This is a genomic window from Candidatus Poriferisocius sp. (assembly GCF_965208475.1).
Taxonomy (GTDB): Bacteria; Actinomycetota; Acidimicrobiia; order Acidimicrobiales; family Bin134; genus Poriferisocius.
Genome location: NZ_OZ242338.1, coordinates 2528644 through 2543844, shown reverse-complemented (window position 1 = coordinate 2543844; position 15201 = coordinate 2528644). Strand labels below are relative to the sequence as shown.

Sequence of the window (15201 nt, the reverse complement as noted above, 5' to 3'; positions counted from 1 at the left end):
CAAAGCAGGTGGATCAACTCCTCCAGCAGATTGTGGCCGGCCTTGAAACCGGCTCAAGTTACGCTCTAATCGGCTTGGCCATCGTGGTCATCATGAAGTCCACCGATGTGCCCAACTTCGCCATGGCCGAGATGGGGCTGGTAGCTGCATTCATGGCTTGGTTCTTATCCGGAGATCCTGCGCTGGGTGGAGTCGGATGGCCGTTCTGGCTGGCCATAGTGCTGGCCTTGGCCTTTGCCGCGGTGTTCGGAGCCATCACCCAGTTCTTGTTGGTCCGTCCTCTGACGGGATTGTCCAACCAGCCATTGGCCGTCTGCGCCTCCATTGGATTGGGGTACGCCAGTGTGTTTTTCCTCAACAAAGAGGGCTTGCCCACTTTCTTCGACTGGTTCCCGGTCACCGATGAGGGATTCCCGTTGTGGGTTGCGACGATCTTGGCTGTCTTCACCGTCGCGCTCACCTACCTGATTCTTCGCTATTGGGTGAAACCGCTGTCCAAGGTGGATCACTTCCCGCTGCTGCTGCTTACCATTGGATTGAATTTCGCGCTGGGATCCGTGATCGAGAATCTTTGGGGGTCCACTCCCAAGCGATTCGATGCCCCATGGTCGGGAGAGACCTTCGATTTGGGCAGCACGAGGATCGGTTGGGATCAGGTAGTCACCATCGCAGTGGGCATTGCCATTGCCATTGGAATGGCGTTGTTCTTCTGGTCCAAGTGGGGCGTGCGGATGCGGGCTATCGCAGAGGACGGGCACACTGCACGGCTTCTGGGCATAAACGCCGGCCGGGTCTCGCTCATTGCCTGGGCCATCGGCACGTTTGTGGCCGGCGCGGCCATGATCCTGAACACCAGCTCTACGGTGCTGGAATTGGGCAGCGCGGAAGGCCTCATCCTAAAGGGGTTCATCGCCGCAGTGCTCGGGGGATTCACGTCTCTGGGCGGTACTTTCGCCGGCGGCCTGCTCATCGGGGTAGGAGAGGCATTGGCGGGAGGCCAGATCAGCACCAGCCTCCAGCCCACGATCGCTTTGTTAGTGGTGGTTGCGGTTCTCTTGGTTGCACCAGGGGGATTTAGCCGTACCGCCCGTACCCGTGAGGTATAGCCGGTGACTGATCAATCCTTGCTACCCCTGTATCCGTCAAAAAAATCCCTGAGGAAGGTGGTGCCTGAATGGGCTACCACCGTTGCCATCTTCCTCTTCTTGGCCTTCCTGCCCTGGATGAACTTCTTTGGCTGGACCGACATATTCGACAGCAGCAACAATTTCGGTCGAGGAAATCTCGCCTTCGTGTTTGCATTCGCAATCGCCGGGGTGGGGTTCAACCTATTGGTGGGCTTTTCCGGCACTTTGGGCCTGGCCGTGGCTGGCATCTTTGCCCTGGGGGCCTATGGCACCGCGGTGCTGTCGGCCCCTAGCGGTACTCGAGAAGCATTGGCGGGATATGACTGGCCGTTCTTCCTGGCTTTACCAGTCATCTGCATTGCCGCCGCCATTATCGGTTTCATTGTGGGCTTTCCCGCAGCTCGGTTAAAGGGCTTTTTCCTGGCCATTGCCACTTTGGCCTTGGGGGAGTTGATCGTCACCATCATCCGACTCGACGAAAAGGTGTGGGACGGCCTTAAGACTAACGGAGGAACCGGTAAGCAGGTTCCGCAATTTCGAGTACCAGGGCTCGACCGCATCCTCAGTGTCTACATGCTGTCTCTGGGCGCACTGTTCATCACGATGGTTGCGTACGTCGTTCTCACCAACCGCAGGCTGGGCCGAACGCTGAAAGCAGTGCGAGACATCGACATCGCCACCGGCCCGCTGGGGATCTCCTCCACCTACTACAAGTTGCTGGCCTTTGGGATTTCCGCATTTGCCGCCGCGCTGGCCGGGGCCATGTGGGCCCAGAACAGCTCGTTCGCCAACCCCTCTACTTTCAAGACCCGGATGTTGGTGTTCTTGCTGGTGGTGCTGATCGTGGGAGGGCTGAGCCACAAGTGGGGTCCGTTGATCGGCGCATTGTTTTTCGTGTTCCTGCGCCAAAAACTGCAAGACACCCAGAAGCTTCTGTTCTTGATATTAGGCATCACTCTTATATTGGCCGTGCTCATCCTCCCCAACGGAATTGCCGCGCTGCCCAAACAAATCCGTGACAGCCGATGGGCCAAAGACCTCCAGCGAAGGTTGGAGACGATAACGGACTTCTCGCTATGAGCGTCGTCGAAACCCCTGCGCCGGGCACCTACCCCACCGATACCGCGGTTTCGCTGGCTGTCGAAGACCTGCATGTGGCCTTTGGCGGCAACCGGGTGCTCCAAGGGGTCGATCTAGCTTTCACCCCGGGCTTCAACGGGCTGATCGGGCCCAACGGGGCCGGCAAGACCACGGTATTCAACGTGATCTCTGGCTATGTTCGCCGCAACCAGGGTGCGGTTCGCCTGCACGGAGAGGATCTGCTGTCCATGTCACGCACCCAACGGGTGAAGGCGGGAATCGGTCGAACCTTTCAAGCACCTCGGCTGATTCTTGATGCAACCGTGATGGAGAACACCCTTCTCGGCCGCCACCACCTGTTCCGCTGGGGGCACTTTGCCGAATTGCTGCTCTTGCCCCAGCAGCGTCGTGAAGAGACCGAAGCCCGGCAGATTTGCTTGGACATGCTCGATCGCTTCGGGCTGGCCGACGTGGCTCATGAGGATGCCGGAGCGCTGTCGCTAGGCTCCCAGAAGCTGGTGGAGGTGGCCCGGGCGCTGGTGGCTTTTCCTTCCGTTGTGCTGCTTGATGAGCCTGCCGCCGGGCTGGGGGCCGACGACGTGACCGTGCTGTTGCGGAGTTTGCGGGAGATTCAAGCCGAACGCGACCTGTGCGTGATCATCATCGAGCACGACTTGCAACTGGTCACCAGCCTTTGCCCCAAGATCAGCGTGCTGCACTTCGGCGAGATCATCTCTGAGGGCAGCCCTGAGCATGTAACCACCGATCCGGTGGTCATCGAGGCTTACCTGGGCCACGGATTTGAGGCCGAGGAAGGCGGCGAGATTCACGAGGTTGAGAGTCCGCTGGCTGAGCACCACCACATCGACCACGTCGAAGAAGAGGGTGAGCTCACCGAGGTGTGGACTGAAGACGATAATCCCGAGCAGGGAGAGCAGTCCTGATGCTGCTCGAGATCAACGATCTGGTGTCGGGCTACGGCCGCCTCGAAGTACTGCACGGCGTCTCGCTGTCGGTGGAAGAGGGCGAGATCGTGTCGGTGCTGGGGGCCAACGGGGCGGGTAAGACCACCTTGCTGCGGGCCATCTCCGGGGTGTTGGACACCTGGTCGGGATCTGTAGTGCTCGACGGGGAGAACCTGGGCAGCCTGGCCATCGAGCGCCGGGCCATGCGAGGCCTCGGGCATCTGCCCGAAGGACGGGGCATCTTCCAGAACCTGTCGGTGAAAGAGAACCTTGAGCTGGGCTTGGGGCTGCGATCCGACGGCGCCGGCGCCATCCGCCGAGACCGGGATCGTTTACTGGGTCTTTTGCCCGCGCTGGCCGAGAAGATCGGGGAGCAGGCCTCCTCGCTTTCGGGTGGCCAGCAGCAGATGCTGGCGCTGGCCCGGGCCATGATTACCCGGCCCAAACTGCTGATGATCGACGAGTTGTCGTTCGGCTTGGCCCCCAATCTGGTGGACCAGCTATTTGAATTGGTGGTGGACCTGCGCGACGAGGGCGGCACCACCTTCTTGCTGGTGGAGCAGAACGCCGGAGTGCTGGAGGTTTCCGACCGCACCTACGTGCTGCGCACCGGCAACAACGACATCAGCGGGCCGTCATCGGAGCTGAGGGCCTCCCACGACCTGGTCCGGTCGTATTTGGGCCACTAAGCGCTGATGCCGGGTCGGGTGCTGGTGACCGGCGGGGCATCGGGAATCGGTGCGGAGACCTGTCGAGTACTGGTCGCCAATGGCTGGGACGTGGTGGCTGCCGATGTCGCTTCCGCCGCCAACGTGACCTTGCTGGACGTCACCGATGAGGCTGCCTGGGATCGATTGCTCAACGAGGTGGGTCAGCTTGCCGGATTGGTGAACTGCGCTGGTATCCGCACTCGAAGCTCGATTGTCGAAACTGAGTTGGATGATTTTGAGCGCCATCTGCGGGTCAACGTGGTTGGCACCTGGCTGGGCATCCGGGGGTTCTTGCGTCGCCACCATCCCAGCGCGACCGGGGCCATCGTCAACGTGTCTTCGGTGAACGCCGAGATAGCGGTGCCCGATCAAGCCCACTACGTGGCCTCCAAAGGGGCGGTGTCGGCCCTCACCCGGGCGGCCGCAGTGGAGGCAGCACCGTTGGGGGTGCGGGTAAACGCGGTGGCGCCGGGGCCGGTGCGGACACCGATGACCGCGGAGCGGCTTGGCAATCCCGAGCAGGCGGCCTGGCTGGATGCCCGGGTGCCGATGGGCCGGGTGGCCGAGCCGGCCGAGATCGCCGAGGTCATCTCGTTTCTGCTCAGCGAGAAGGCGTCTTATGTAACTGGCGAAGTTCTATTCACTGACGGAGGGTGGCGCGGCCATGCCTGATACAACATCCAATTCACAGCATGATGCTCTTCAGGGGCTGGTGCCCCTGGAGGACTTCTACCACTTCGGCATCGTGGTGACCGATCTCGACGCGGCCATGGCCGAGTGGAGTGCCCTCCACGGGTTTGAGTGGGCCCCCATCCAGCACCGGGAGTTCATGGCGCGTCAACCCAACGGGGTGGTGAAGGCCGATTTCCGATTCACCTACTCCATCGATGGGCCGCCCCACATCGAGTTCATCTCGGCCACGCCGGGCACGGTGTGGGACACCTCCACCGCCGGGGGAGTCCACCACCTGGGCTACTGGAGCCACGATCTGGTGGCCGACGCCCAGCGCCTGGCCGACGCCGGCTATGAATGGCTGGCCTCCTACGAAGCCTCCGACGGCCGCCCGCTGGGCTTCACCTACCACTGGATGCCTACCACTGGGCTGCGGGTAGAACTGGTGGACGCGGCCCGCCGCCAAGACTTCCTCAACTGGCTGGCCGGGGCCGAATTCCCCGCCGCCACCGACCGCTAATCCAATTCCCCGCGCCAAGCCACATTTCTGGCCAAATCGTCGCAGCGATTGGTCGCGGCTGTTGAACATGCGTCAACTGCTACTAGACTAATATTGGTGCCGAGCTTCCCCGCACAATTTCGAACGGCCGCGAGACATTTGGTAGGCCGAAGAGGAGAGGGTAAATGACCGAGAGTGTTTACGCGGTTGAAGCGACCCGGTCTGAAGATTGGTGGGTCATCGAGGTGGTCTCGGGGCTTCCAGCAACCGTTGTCGGGGTGAGCCAGGCTCGCCGGCTGAATAAAGTTCCGAAAGTCGCCCGCCGACTGATAGCCGATCTTCTTGAAGTGGACATCAACCAGGTGATGGTCGATGTCAAAGTGTCAATGCCAAGCGAGCTAGAAGCCGTGCTCGACAGGGCCCGGCAAGCCGTAGCTACTGAAGTCGAGGCTCGGTCTGCTGCGGCTAGGGCCCGATGCGATGCCGCCGCTGCCCTATTGGGCGCCAACTTGACGATGCGGGAGGCTGGCCAAGTTCTCGGTGTCTCCCATCAGCGGATCAAGCAGTTAGCCGACCAAGCCAGGGACTCAGCGATTGCCTGATTTCGATACGCCCAACGCCTTGTAATTGAGCGCGTGTTCCGCGGCGATCTGGCCGAAGCAGAAGGCCTCGGACAGGTTGGAGCCGTCGCCGGGGTAGAGGACGCCGGAGGCTTGGCCTAGTTCCCCGGCGCCGTAGAGGCCCCCGATGGGGTCGCCAAAGGCGTCGAGGATGCGGCCGTGGCGGTCGCGGCGGGGGCCGCCGGTGGTGTTGGATCCCCCGGGCCACAGGGCCACGCAGTAGTAGGGCGGCTCGGAGATGGCCACCATAGTGTCGGCCGGGCGACCCCAGGGATCGGGCTCGTCGGCGTGGCACGCATGGTTGTAGTCGTCAACGGTGGCCTCGGCTTGCTTGGCGGCCTCCTCGGTCATTCCAGCGGCCATGGCGGCCTCTGCGATGGTGCTGCCGGGGGCGATCCAGCCCCGCTCGATCTCCGCAGAGTTGTCGTCGCTCCAGTCATAGAGGCCCACGGCCACCGCGCCGAAGTGGGCGTAGGTGAGCGGTCCGGCCAGTCGCCGGGACTCGTCAAAGAACCAGTAGCACGGCACCCGGGGTTGCGTGTTGGTGGCCGGGTCGTAGGCCAGCAGGTCGTAGTAGAAGTCGTGGCGCAGCAGGGCCTGATGGTGCTCGTTGGCGAACCGGTTCCCGGCTCGGTCGCAGATCACATAGCCAGCAGGGTTGATGCCGATGATGAAGTTGATCGGCTGACCGTCGAGGTCGAAGTGGCCGATCGCCCGGCCGATCATCTGGTTCATGTGCCACATGGAGGCCCCGGCCCCGGCGGCCATTCGCACCCCGTCGCCGGTGTTGTTGGGGTTGCCGTAGAAGTACACCGGATAGGTCCGCAGATGATCGCGCTTGAGTTCCTCGTCGAACTCGTAGCCGCCGCAGGCCAGCACCACGCCGCAGCGGGCGCCTAGGGAAATTGATCGGCCGCTGCGGGTCGCGGTCAAACCGGTCACCCGCCCGTCTGTGTCTTGGACCAGCCGAGACGCCGCAGTGTCCCACAGGATGGGGATCTTCCGCCGGTTCACCGCAGCAGCCAAACCCTCGAACAGCCGGGGGCCGCCCCCAGCCGCGGCGACCAGCCGCTCGGCCACCCCGCCGGGCTGCACGGCCACGATCGCCTCCGCCCCGTCGAAACCGGGATGCTCGGCCCCCGCCGAGGCCACCATGTCCAAGCCGCCGATGACATCCTCGAACCACTTGGGCAGGCATGCGGCCCGCTCGGCCCACCCGCGGGACACATCGAAGGGCACCATGTCCGACGCGCAGGCATCCAGATAGCGGGCTCCGGCGTCAACATCGGTCACCGTCATCACCATGCCGCCCGACATCCGTGTTGAAGGAGTATGGCGGTGTTCGGGGTTTTTCTCCACCAGCACCACCGAGGCCCCGGCATCACAGGCGGTGATGGCCGCAGCCGTGCCCGCCGCTCCGTAGCCCACCACCACTAGGTCGTAGGTCTGGTCGAACATCAGAAATCTCCGCCGTCCAGGGTCACTGTCTGGCGCACGATCATGCCGCTGGCCACCTCGAAGCGATCGGTGCCCGAAGCACCGTCGCCGGGACCGCCCACCAGCTTCCAGGCCACCGCCACCAGGCCGTCCTCCAACCGGGGCTCGGCGAAGTCCACTCGGCCGTCGCCCAGCCGGTCGGGCACAGAGGCGAAGTAGCCGGCAATGGCGTCGCGGCCCTGAAAGGCCATATCGCGCACCAGCACGGCATCGTCGGCGTAGTCGGCGGCCATGGCCTCGGGGTCGCCGGTGTGGACCGCGTTCAGATGGTCTTGAACCGCGCTCAGGGGATCACGCATAAGTCAGGCATTGGTAACGCCGAGGCTGAGCCCGCCGTCTACCGTCAGCACCGATCCAGTGGCCCATTCGGCGCCGATCAGATACTCGAACGCCTCGGCGATCTCGGTGACGGTGCCGATGCGGCCCAGCGCATGGGCCGGCCCCAGCCCTTCGAGCCGAGCCTTGGCCTCGTCGTCGCCCATGAGCCCCGCCCGCTGGTTGATCTCGGTGAACACCGCGCCGGGCCGCACGCATCCCACCCGCACGCCCTGAGGACCCAACTCCGCGGCCAGCACTCCGGTGAGCGCCTCCAACGCCCCCTTGGTGGCGGCGTAGGGGGCCACGCCAGGGAAGGCCCGCTGGGTGTGTACCGACCCGACGAACAACACACATCCCTGCCGCTCCCGCAGATGGGGCAGGGCCTCGCCCACCAGCATCATCCCGGCCACCACATTGGTGTGGAAAACGTCGAGGAGGGCCTGCTCCTCCAACTCGTCCACCGGGCCGCGATACATGTTGGCCGCGTTGCTGATCACGGCATCCACACCGCCGCCATGCTCAATGGCGGCCTCAATCATGGCGGTGCGGTCACCAGCATCCGTCACGTCTCCGGCCACAGCACGCCCTCGGTTGCCCAGCCCAGCAGCCACCGCCTCCACCCGGTCGCTGCGGCGCCCGGTGATGGTAACCCGGGCCCCCCGGCTGGCCAGATGCTCGGCCGCCCCGGCGCCGATTCCCGAGCCGCCGCCGGTGATCAAAATGGACATGCCGTCGATGGACTTCATCGCCATGCGACCTTACTGGGCAGTAGTCAGACCATCAGGGTCATGCGATGGCTAGGGTCAAGCCATGGCATATCGAGTGGAGATCGACCAAGACGAGTGCATGAGCTCGGGGCGATGTGTGGCCGACTATCCCGCCGCCTTCGCCTTTGACCACGACGAACTGGCCACCGTGCAGCCCACCGCGGGAAACCTGACCGACCAACAGCTCCTCCGAGCCGCCCGCAACTGCCCCTCCCGGGCCATCCAGGTGTTCGACGACAACGGCAACCTCCTAGAGTAGTTTTCGGCTGCGTTGCATGTAACATGGCCGTGTGGCAATGCCGGAAGATAAGCCGATGGGCAGAGCGTCGACCTCACAACGAGTCAGTGCCTATCGAGCGCGTATGCGGGAACAAGGACTGCGCCTGATCCAGCTGTGGGTTCCTGACGTTAGAGAACCAGGGTTCACAGCCAAAGCTCATCGACAGTCACTCTCCGTTGCTTCCAGCCCACAGGCTGCCGCCGATCAAGAATTCGTTGAGGCCATCAGCATCTTTGACGAATGAAGAGATCTGAGATATGGACCGCGGCCGGTGGTGGCGGGTATGCGGGCAAACCGAGACCAGTAGTCATCATCCAGGACGACCGTTTCGATGCCACTATCTCGGTCACGGTTTGCCCCTTCACAACCGACCCGACCGAAGCTCCGTTGATCCGTCTGGTGGTTGATTCTGATGGCAGTAACGGCCTGAGAGAGCGAAGCAGCCTGATGGTCGACAAGATCACCACGGTTCGACGCGACAGCCTTGGCGAGCGCATCGGGGTATTGGACGAACAACACATGACCCGTCTGGGACGAGCCGTAATGGTCTACTTCGGGCTAGCGGGGAGATGATTCAAAGAGTTTCGCTCCAGAGTGGCAACTAGCCATTTGGCGGCGCCGCACTAAGGTTTGCGCTCGTGGCGAGATTGATGATTGTGACCGGGGCGGGACACGGGATTGGGGCGGAGATCGCCCGGCAGGCGGCGGCCGCGGGCTACCGGGTGGGGGTGCTGGACGTCAATGGCGGGGCCGCGGAGGAAACCGCCCAATCGCTGCCCGATGCGGTGGCCCTTGTAGCTTCAACCACTGACTCGGATGCGATTGAAGCCGTGCTCGATGATTTCGGCACCCCGGACGCGCTGGTGAACAATGCCGGCATCGTGCGCTTTACCCCGCTGGTCGACCATCTGGAATCCGATTGGCGGGCGGTGGTGGACGTCAACCTCAATGGCCCGTTCGTGTGCGGCCGAGCGGTGGCCCGCCGCCTGATCGCCGAAGGCCGCAGCGGGTCGATGGTCAACATCTCCTCCATAAACGGCATCGCCCCCGGCCCGAATTCCGGGGCCTACAGCCCCACCAAGGCGGCGGTGATCCAGCTCACCCGCCAGATGGCCATCGAATGGGGACCAGCCGGCATCCGGGTCAACTCGGTGGCCCCCGGCATTATCGACGACGGCATGTCGGCCCCCATCCTGGCCGACCCCGAAGTGCGAGCAACCCGTTCATCTCGTACCCCCAGCCAGAGGCTGGGCACCGCAGACGACATCGCCAAAGCGGTGATGTGGCTGTGCTCTGCCGATGCCGAATACGTCAACGGCCACAACATGGTGGTGGACGGTGGTGTAGTCCACACCGTGCTTTCTGGAATGCCCCGCCCGGCGTCGATCGACGGCATCGCCGAAGAAGGCTGATCCACCCGACCTCACCCAAGGAGACAAGACCCGATGACAGAGATCACCCTCACCCGGTTCGACGACGTTCGCGACGGCTATCGGCAAAAGGGCCTCAAGCAGGCGCTTTACGACGCCGCCGGGATGATCATGGCTGACACGCTGCTCACCCTGTGGGGAGACGATCACCGCCGTCGCCGCCGACTGGAGAACCGGCTGTTCCGCCGGGAGACCTTTGAGCACTACGAGCGGGACCTGCTGCCTCTGGCGGTGGATCAGCAGCTGGACCCCGCCGCCGCTGAAGGGCGGGGCGACGTGGTGCCATTGGCCCGGCGAATCGTGGTTAACCTCACCGCCGCTGCCGCCGGGGTGGACTATTCGGAGGGAACCCCCGAGGAAACCGATCGGCTGTTCTCCTATGCGGTCAAGTTCAGCGAAGGAGCCACCGCTGTTCACAGCACCCGGGATCCCGAGGAGCTGAAGGCCGAGGTGGCCGAGGCCCTGGAACGTTGGGACGAAGAGTTCTTCGCTCCATCGCTGGCCCGGCGAACCGAGCTCTTTGAGAGGTTCGTTGCCGGCGAGGTCACCGAGGACGACCTTCCCAAAGACGTGCTCACCGTGCTGGTGCGCAACCAGGATTCCCTAGAACTGCCCCGCGACGTGGTCCGCCGGGAAGTGGCCTTCTACATGCTGGCCGGAATGCACTCCACCGGGGCGGCCACCACTCACGCCGTTCACGGCGCGTTCGGCTGGTTCGACGACCACCCCGAAGACCGCGCCCGCATGGTCGAAGATCCGGTGTTCCTCCAGCACTGCGTACACGAGTCCATGCGTCTGCATCCGGCCAGCCCGGTGGCCCGCCGGGAAGCAGTGGAGCCGGTCACCCTGCGCGACGGAACCCAGATGGCGGTGGGCGACACCGTGGTAATGGACTTGTGGTCGGCCAATCGGGACACCGAGGTGTTCGGGGCCGACGCTGACAGCTTCAATCCGCTCCGCTCGATTCGCGACGACGTGCCCCGGTGGGGCCACACCTTCGGCGGGGGACGCCACGCTTGCATCGGCATGGAGCTTGACGGCGGGGTGCCGGCCGACGAGAACACCGGGGCACCCATCCTGTTGGGCACGGTTGCGCTGATCCTGCGAGGCCTTCTTGCCCGAGGCGCCCAACGCGACCCCGACAATCCCCCCCAGCAAGATCCAAACATTGCCCGGGTGTGGTGGGGTCAGTACCCCGTGCTGTTCTGATAGGCAGACCGCTGATGGAGGGGCCCACTGTCGAACGGGAGGACCGCACCCAGCGTCCGCTCACCGGGGAATTCTGGGCCGCGGTCGACCGCGGTGAATTGGTCCGCCCGGTGTGCGGGCATTGCGGCCACAACTTCTTCGTCCCCCAGTTCGCCTGTCCGCAGTGCCAGAGCACCAACTGGGCCTATGAGCCCAGCAGCGGGCGGGGCCGGGTGTACAGCCACACCACCATCCACCGACCACCGACCCCGGCTTTCGAAGCCCCCTATGTGCTGGCCGACGTGGATATCGACGAAGGCTGGCATTTGCTGACATGGATCGTGGGCTGCGAACCCGATCACGTGACCATCGACATGGCGGTGAGCGTGCGATTTGTGACCGGCCCCGACGGTCACCGGCTTCCGGCCTTTGCCCCTGACGAGGCGACCCGGTGAACGTCGGGTTGACCTTTGCCCGCAACGGGGCTCGCCATCCCCGCGATCCCGCCGTTTTCGGCGAGCGCGAGCTGACCAACCGCCAGCTCGACGAGCGCACCAACCGCATTGCCAACGCCTTGTTGGGCGCGCATCGCCTGGCCAAGGGCGACCGGGTGGCACTGCTGGTGGCCAACCGCCCTGAGGTGGTGGAGGTTATGGGCGGCATCACCAAGGCCGGGGGCTGCTATGTGGGGCTCAACTTCCGGCTCGGCCCGCTGGAACTGGAGCAGGTGTTCGACAATGCCGACCCGACCCTCGCCATCACCGATGCCGAGCACCGCGACCAGCTCGACGGGTTCGATATTCCGATCATAGACATCGACCGCGACCTCGACGACCTGGCCGGTACCGCCTCAGCCGCGCCTCCCGACACCCTGCATGAAGTGCGTCCCGACGATGACTTCTGCATCGTCTACACCAGCGGCACCACCGGGCGGCCCAAAGGAGTCCACTTCGACCACGCCCGGGTGCTCCAGCACGCCACCGTGGCCTGTTTGGAATACGAGATCGACCGACACAGCCGGTATCTCATCCAGATTCCCCACAATTCCAGCGTGAACATCACCATCCTGCCGTGTCTGCTGATCGGCGCGGCCCAGGGGTTTGTCGACAGCCGCAACTTCGACCCGGTGCGCTACGCCCGCCTGGTGGAAGACCACGGGGTGAGCCACTCGTTTCTGGTGCCCACCCAGCTCATGCGCTTGCTCGACCGCCTCGAGCGGGCCGACGACCACAAGCTGGGGTCGCTGCGCACGCTGGGCTACGGCTCGTCGCCCATCTCCCCCGACCGCCTGGCCGAGTTGGTAGAGCGGTTCGGCCCGGTGTTCAACCAGCTCTACGGCATGGCCGAGATCGCCTCCATCGGCACCATCCTGCGCAAAGAAGACCACGTGCGGGGTCTGGAGGAGCGCCCCGAGCTGCTGTCGTCCTGCGGCCAGCCGTCGTACGCGGTTGACGTAAGGGTGGTAGACCCCGACGGCCAAGACGTGGCCGTGGGCGAGCGGGGCGAGGTCATTTTCGGCGGCCCGCACGTAATGAAAGGCTACTTCCGGGATCCCGAGCGCACTGCCGAGGCGCTGCGGGACGGGTGGATGCACAGCGGGGATGTGGCCGAGGTCGACGACGAGGGCTTCATCTACATCGTCGACCGGATGAAGAACCTCATCATTCGGGGCGGGCTGAACATCGCCCCCACCGAGATCGAGAACGTGCTGTATCGCCATCCCGCGGTGTTGGAGGCATCGGTGGTCGGCGTGCCCGACACCGAGTGGGGAGAGGCGATCGTGGCCGTGGTGGCCCTCAAGCAGGGGGCGGCGGCCGATAGCCAGGAGCTGCGGCTGTGGTGCCGACAATCCGAGCTGACCTCCATAAAGATCCCCGAGCGAGTGGAGTTCACCGACTCGCTGCCCAAAAACGCAGTGGGCAAGATCGCCAAGGAAGAGCTTCGCTCCCGCTACTGGGGGGAAGGCAGGCGAGTGTGAGCGGCGCCCACCCGCTGCGCCGGGTGGCCATAGCCGGAGTGGCGGCCACCGAGATGGCCCGCCAGCTCAACACCACCTCGGCAGAGATCTCCTTGCGGGCCGCATTGGCTGCGCTCGACGACGCTGGGCTGACGGTGGCCGATGTCGACGGAGTGGCCGCACGCTGGCCCGGACCGGGAGGCACCGTCTTCCAGCCCGGATCGGCCGATTGGGCCGAGGTATTCGGCCAACCGTTGCGATGGGTGTGCGACACCTATCCCCAAGGCGTTCCCGGAGCCCTAGATGCGGCCGCCGCGGTGGCTGCTGGACTGTGCCAGACAGCCGTGGTGTTCGGCGGCCAGGCCGGGGTCATGGGCGGGTCGGCGGTGGCCGATTACACCCGGCCCGACAACGAGTTCATCGCCTGCTGGGGCTCGCTCACCGCCGCCCAGTTCGCCCTGGTGGCCCAGGTGTACCGGCACCGCTTCGACCCCGACCCCGAAAAGATGGCCGCCATCGCCGCCGCCATCCGCAACGCCGGTTCAAACAATGCCGCGGCGGTAATGGCCAGGCGGGGCCCCTACACCCCGGCCGATGTCCTGACTTCCCCGATGGTGGCCGAGCCCTTCCGGCTGTTGGACCTGTGTCTGGCCACCGAAGGAGCCGCGGCAATGGTGATCACCACCGCCGAGCGGGCTCGGGATCTGCCCCAACCGCCGGTGGCCATCCTGGGCGGTGGCTCAGAATGGCACCGCCAGCAATACGTGAACCCGCCCCGCTACGACGAGGTGTGGAGCTTGGGGGCCGACGCCGCTCGGTGGGCCTTTGAGCTGGCTGAGCTGAGCCCGAGTGACGTGGACGTGTTCGAGCTCTACGACATCAACACCTACGAAGTGGTGCGCCAGTTCGAGATGCTGGGCCTGTGTGCCGAAGGCGAAGGGGCCGACTATTTGGCCGAAGCGGGCATCGGCACCAACGGCCGTCACCCCCTCAACACCGACGGCGGCCTGCTCAGCTACAGCCACATCGGCTGGGGCGGCCCCACCCTCAAGATCGTCGAAGCCGTGAGGCAGCTCCGGGGCACCGCTGGCCCCGGCCAAGTCCCCGATGCCGAGATCGCCCTGGTTACCGGCGCCGGCGCCGGCGCCCAGTACCACAACGTGATGGTCTTGGGCCGGAGCTAGCTACCCGGCTGCCCAATCCAACTCTGTCTTCATGGCCTGCTCTCCTCGGCGGCCAATGGTGAGGAGTCGGGGGTCGTTTGAGCGACCGTCTAGCCAGGCCCGGATGGCTCGCATCGACGCGGTGAAGGAGCGGACCCGCTCGAAGCGGGCGGCATAGGCCAGCCGCTCTTGGTCGATCGGGTGGCCGTAGTCGGCGGAGTCCTCCACAGTGCACCAGCCGGAAAAGCGATGGGTGAAGGCCACGTCGCACATGGGGTCGCCGGCCCAAGCCCGCTCCCAGTCCAAGATGCCGCCCAGCTCTCCTGGCCCCGTCCAGCTCATGTTGGCGAACCGGAAGTCGCCGTGGCACCACACCGCGGACTCGTCGCAATCCGGGCGATTGGCTCGGAGCCACGCCAGCGCGGCTTCGAATTCGGGGTGCCGGTCGGGAGCAGCCCGTCGATAGGCGGCCTCGGTCCGATCCAACTCAGCGTCGTAGGCCTCAGTCACCGATATCGGGGCTGTCAGGCGATGCAGACTTCCAAGCGCTTGGGCCGCGGTGGCTATGTACTCCGACTGGCGCTCGGTCACCTCTGTGAGCCGCAGAACCCGTCCCGGCACTCGGGTGTGGACGCCGAACGGTCGGCCGATGGAGTTGTCGGCCTCGGACTGCACGGCCAGCACCCGAGGGGCGGGAACGATGCCCTCCACCCTCCGCAGATTGGTCGCCTCAACCTGGGGGTCGTAGGGATCCAGCGTCCCACCCAGAGGAGCCACCCGCACGATCACATCGTCCACCCTCAGCGTCACCCAGGAAAACCCCCGGTCTAAGCGCTCTACTTGAGGCAGGGCGTCTATCCCGTCGAACACCTCAGATACCGCTCGTCCCACCGCGGCGGGCGACAAGTCCACCAATGGAGCGTACCGG

General features: G+C 64.7%; 19 protein-coding genes. 15 read left to right on the top strand and 4 right to left on the bottom strand.

What is annotated here, in order from left to right:
* Positions 1–8: 8 nt before the first annotated feature.
* The 7 genes from ACOGXA_RS11880 to ACOGXA_RS11850 all read left to right on the top strand — a co-directional run bounded on the left by ACOGXA_RS11880 (position 9) and on the right by ACOGXA_RS11850 (position 5655).
* Positions 9–1106: a branched-chain amino acid ABC transporter permease gene (locus ACOGXA_RS11880; RefSeq protein ID WP_419924084.1), complete on the top strand. Its 1098-nt coding sequence runs from the start codon at positions 9–11 to the stop codon at positions 1104–1106.
* A gap of 60 nt (positions 1107–1166) precedes the next feature.
* Positions 1167–2207: a branched-chain amino acid ABC transporter permease gene (locus tag ACOGXA_RS11875; protein ID WP_419924083.1), complete on the top strand. Its 1041-nt coding sequence runs from the start codon at positions 1167–1169 to the stop codon at positions 2205–2207.
* The gene (locus ACOGXA_RS11870; RefSeq protein WP_419924082.1) at positions 2204–3151 is read left to right on the top strand and encodes an ABC transporter ATP-binding protein; all 948 of its coding nucleotides are present in this window, start codon (positions 2204–2206) and stop codon (positions 3149–3151) included. The genes ACOGXA_RS11875 and ACOGXA_RS11870 overlap by 4 nt, the downstream gene beginning before the upstream one ends.
* Entirely contained in the window at positions 3151–3861 is a 711-nt protein-coding gene (locus tag ACOGXA_RS11865) for an ABC transporter ATP-binding protein (RefSeq protein ID WP_419924081.1), read from the top strand. Before ACOGXA_RS11870 ends, ACOGXA_RS11865 begins: the two co-directional genes overlap by 1 nt.
* Positions 3862–3867: 6 nt before the next feature.
* Positions 3868–4554, top strand: a complete 687-nt coding sequence (locus ACOGXA_RS11860; RefSeq protein WP_419924080.1) for an SDR family NAD(P)-dependent oxidoreductase — start codon at positions 3868–3870, stop codon at positions 4552–4554.
* A complete protein-coding gene (locus tag ACOGXA_RS11855; protein WP_419924079.1) occupies positions 4547–5074 on the top strand; it encodes a VOC family protein in 528 nt (175 codons plus the stop codon). Before ACOGXA_RS11860 ends, ACOGXA_RS11855 begins: the two co-directional genes overlap by 8 nt.
* A 164-nt stretch (positions 5075–5238) precedes the next feature.
* A complete protein-coding gene (locus ACOGXA_RS11850; RefSeq protein WP_419924078.1) occupies positions 5239–5655 on the top strand; it encodes a hypothetical protein in 417 nt (138 codons plus the stop codon).
* On the opposite strand, the gene ACOGXA_RS11845 is transcribed toward ACOGXA_RS11850, so the two are convergent.
* From ACOGXA_RS11845 to ACOGXA_RS11835, 3 genes are read right to left on the bottom strand one after another with little or no spacing between them, the layout of a single operon-like run.
* Positions 5641–7131, bottom strand: coding sequence for an FAD-dependent oxidoreductase (locus ACOGXA_RS11845; RefSeq protein WP_419924077.1), 1491 nt, complete (start codon positions 7129–7131; stop codon positions 5641–5643). The two genes, ACOGXA_RS11850 and ACOGXA_RS11845, sit on opposite strands and share 15 nt — an antisense overlap.
* On the bottom strand, positions 7131–7469 hold the full coding sequence (locus ACOGXA_RS11840) for a nuclear transport factor 2 family protein (RefSeq protein WP_419924076.1): 339 nt from the start codon (positions 7467–7469) through the stop codon (positions 7131–7133). The genes ACOGXA_RS11845 and ACOGXA_RS11840 overlap by 1 nt, the downstream gene beginning before the upstream one ends.
* A gap of 3 nt (positions 7470–7472) precedes the next feature.
* Entirely contained in the window at positions 7473–8234 is a 762-nt protein-coding gene (locus ACOGXA_RS11835; RefSeq protein ID WP_419924075.1) for an SDR family NAD(P)-dependent oxidoreductase, read from the bottom strand.
* A gap of 64 nt (positions 8235–8298) precedes the next feature.
* Here ACOGXA_RS11835 and ACOGXA_RS11830 point away from each other — a divergent pair, with 64 nt between their 5' ends.
* The 8 genes from ACOGXA_RS11830 (at position 8299) to ACOGXA_RS11795 (ending at position 14294) form a co-directional block, all read left to right on the top strand.
* On the top strand, positions 8299–8514 hold the full coding sequence (locus ACOGXA_RS11830; protein ID WP_419924074.1) for a ferredoxin: 216 nt from the start codon (positions 8299–8301) through the stop codon (positions 8512–8514).
* Positions 8515–8551: 37 nt separating this feature from the next.
* Positions 8552–8779, top strand: a complete 228-nt coding sequence (locus tag ACOGXA_RS11825) for an antitoxin MazE family protein (RefSeq protein ID WP_419926975.1) — start codon at positions 8552–8554, stop codon at positions 8777–8779.
* Complete coding sequence (locus ACOGXA_RS11820) at positions 8776–9108, top strand: type II toxin-antitoxin system PemK/MazF family toxin (RefSeq protein WP_419924073.1); 333 nt, start codon at positions 8776–8778, stop codon at positions 9106–9108. Before ACOGXA_RS11825 ends, ACOGXA_RS11820 begins: the two co-directional genes overlap by 4 nt.
* Before the next feature lie 65 nt (positions 9109–9173).
* Positions 9174–9947 carry an SDR family NAD(P)-dependent oxidoreductase gene (locus ACOGXA_RS11815; protein ID WP_419924072.1) on the top strand — a complete coding sequence of 258 codons (774 nt, stop codon included), beginning with the start codon at positions 9174–9176 and terminating at the stop codon, positions 9945–9947.
* A 33-nt stretch (positions 9948–9980) separates the two neighbouring features.
* Positions 9981–11174, top strand: coding sequence for a cytochrome P450 (locus ACOGXA_RS11810; protein WP_419924071.1), 1194 nt, complete (start codon positions 9981–9983; stop codon positions 11172–11174).
* A gap of 14 nt (positions 11175–11188) precedes the next feature.
* Positions 11189–11608: a Zn-ribbon domain-containing OB-fold protein gene (locus ACOGXA_RS11805; RefSeq protein ID WP_419924070.1), complete on the top strand. Its 420-nt coding sequence runs from the start codon at positions 11189–11191 to the stop codon at positions 11606–11608.
* Positions 11605–13131, top strand: a complete 1527-nt coding sequence (locus tag ACOGXA_RS11800; RefSeq protein ID WP_419924069.1) for a class I adenylate-forming enzyme family protein — start codon at positions 11605–11607, stop codon at positions 13129–13131. The genes ACOGXA_RS11805 and ACOGXA_RS11800 overlap by 4 nt, the downstream gene beginning before the upstream one ends.
* Complete coding sequence (locus ACOGXA_RS11795; RefSeq protein ID WP_419924068.1) at positions 13128–14294, top strand: thiolase family protein; 1167 nt, start codon at positions 13128–13130, stop codon at positions 14292–14294. The genes ACOGXA_RS11800 and ACOGXA_RS11795 overlap by 4 nt, the downstream gene beginning before the upstream one ends.
* On the opposite strand, the gene ACOGXA_RS11790 is transcribed toward ACOGXA_RS11795, so the two are convergent.
* A complete protein-coding gene (locus ACOGXA_RS11790) occupies positions 14295–15185 on the bottom strand; it encodes a phosphotransferase family protein (RefSeq protein WP_419924067.1) in 891 nt (296 codons plus the stop codon).
* Between the last annotated feature and the right edge of the window lie 16 nt (positions 15186–15201).

Bases quoted from the DNA above. Each gene is read 5' to 3' on its own strand.
- ACOGXA_RS11870 (WP_419924082.1), top strand. From the start codon at position 2,204: ATGAGCGTCGTCGAAACCCCTGCGCCGGGCACCTACCCCACCGATACC.
- ACOGXA_RS11865 (WP_419924081.1), top strand. From the start codon at position 3,151: ATGCTGCTCGAGATCAACGATCTGGTGTCGGGCTACGGCCGCCTCGAA.
- ACOGXA_RS11860 (WP_419924080.1), top strand. From the start codon at position 3,868: ATGCCGGGTCGGGTGCTGGTGACCGGCGGGGCATCGGGAATCGGTGCG.
- ACOGXA_RS11855 (WP_419924079.1), top strand. From the start codon at position 4,547: ATGCCTGATACAACATCCAATTCACAGCATGATGCTCTTCAGGGGCTG.
- ACOGXA_RS11850 (WP_419924078.1), top strand. From the start codon at position 5,239: ATGACCGAGAGTGTTTACGCGGTTGAAGCGACCCGGTCTGAAGATTGG.
- ACOGXA_RS11845 (WP_419924077.1), bottom strand. From the start codon at position 7,131: ATGTTCGACCAGACCTACGACCTAGTGGTGGTGGGCTACGGAGCGGCG.
- ACOGXA_RS11840 (WP_419924076.1), bottom strand. From the start codon at position 7,469: ATGCGTGATCCCCTGAGCGCGGTTCAAGACCATCTGAACGCGGTCCAC.
- ACOGXA_RS11835 (WP_419924075.1), bottom strand. From the start codon at position 8,234: ATGAAGTCCATCGACGGCATGTCCATTTTGATCACCGGCGGCGGCTCG.
- ACOGXA_RS11830 (WP_419924074.1), top strand. From the start codon at position 8,299: ATGGCATATCGAGTGGAGATCGACCAAGACGAGTGCATGAGCTCGGGG.
- ACOGXA_RS11825 (WP_419926975.1), top strand. From the start codon at position 8,552: ATGCCGGAAGATAAGCCGATGGGCAGAGCGTCGACCTCACAACGAGTC.
- ACOGXA_RS11820 (WP_419924073.1), top strand. From the start codon at position 8,776: ATGAAGAGATCTGAGATATGGACCGCGGCCGGTGGTGGCGGGTATGCG.
- ACOGXA_RS11810 (WP_419924071.1), top strand. From the start codon at position 9,981: ATGACAGAGATCACCCTCACCCGGTTCGACGACGTTCGCGACGGCTAT.
- ACOGXA_RS11805 (WP_419924070.1), top strand. From the start codon at position 11,189: ATGGAGGGGCCCACTGTCGAACGGGAGGACCGCACCCAGCGTCCGCTC.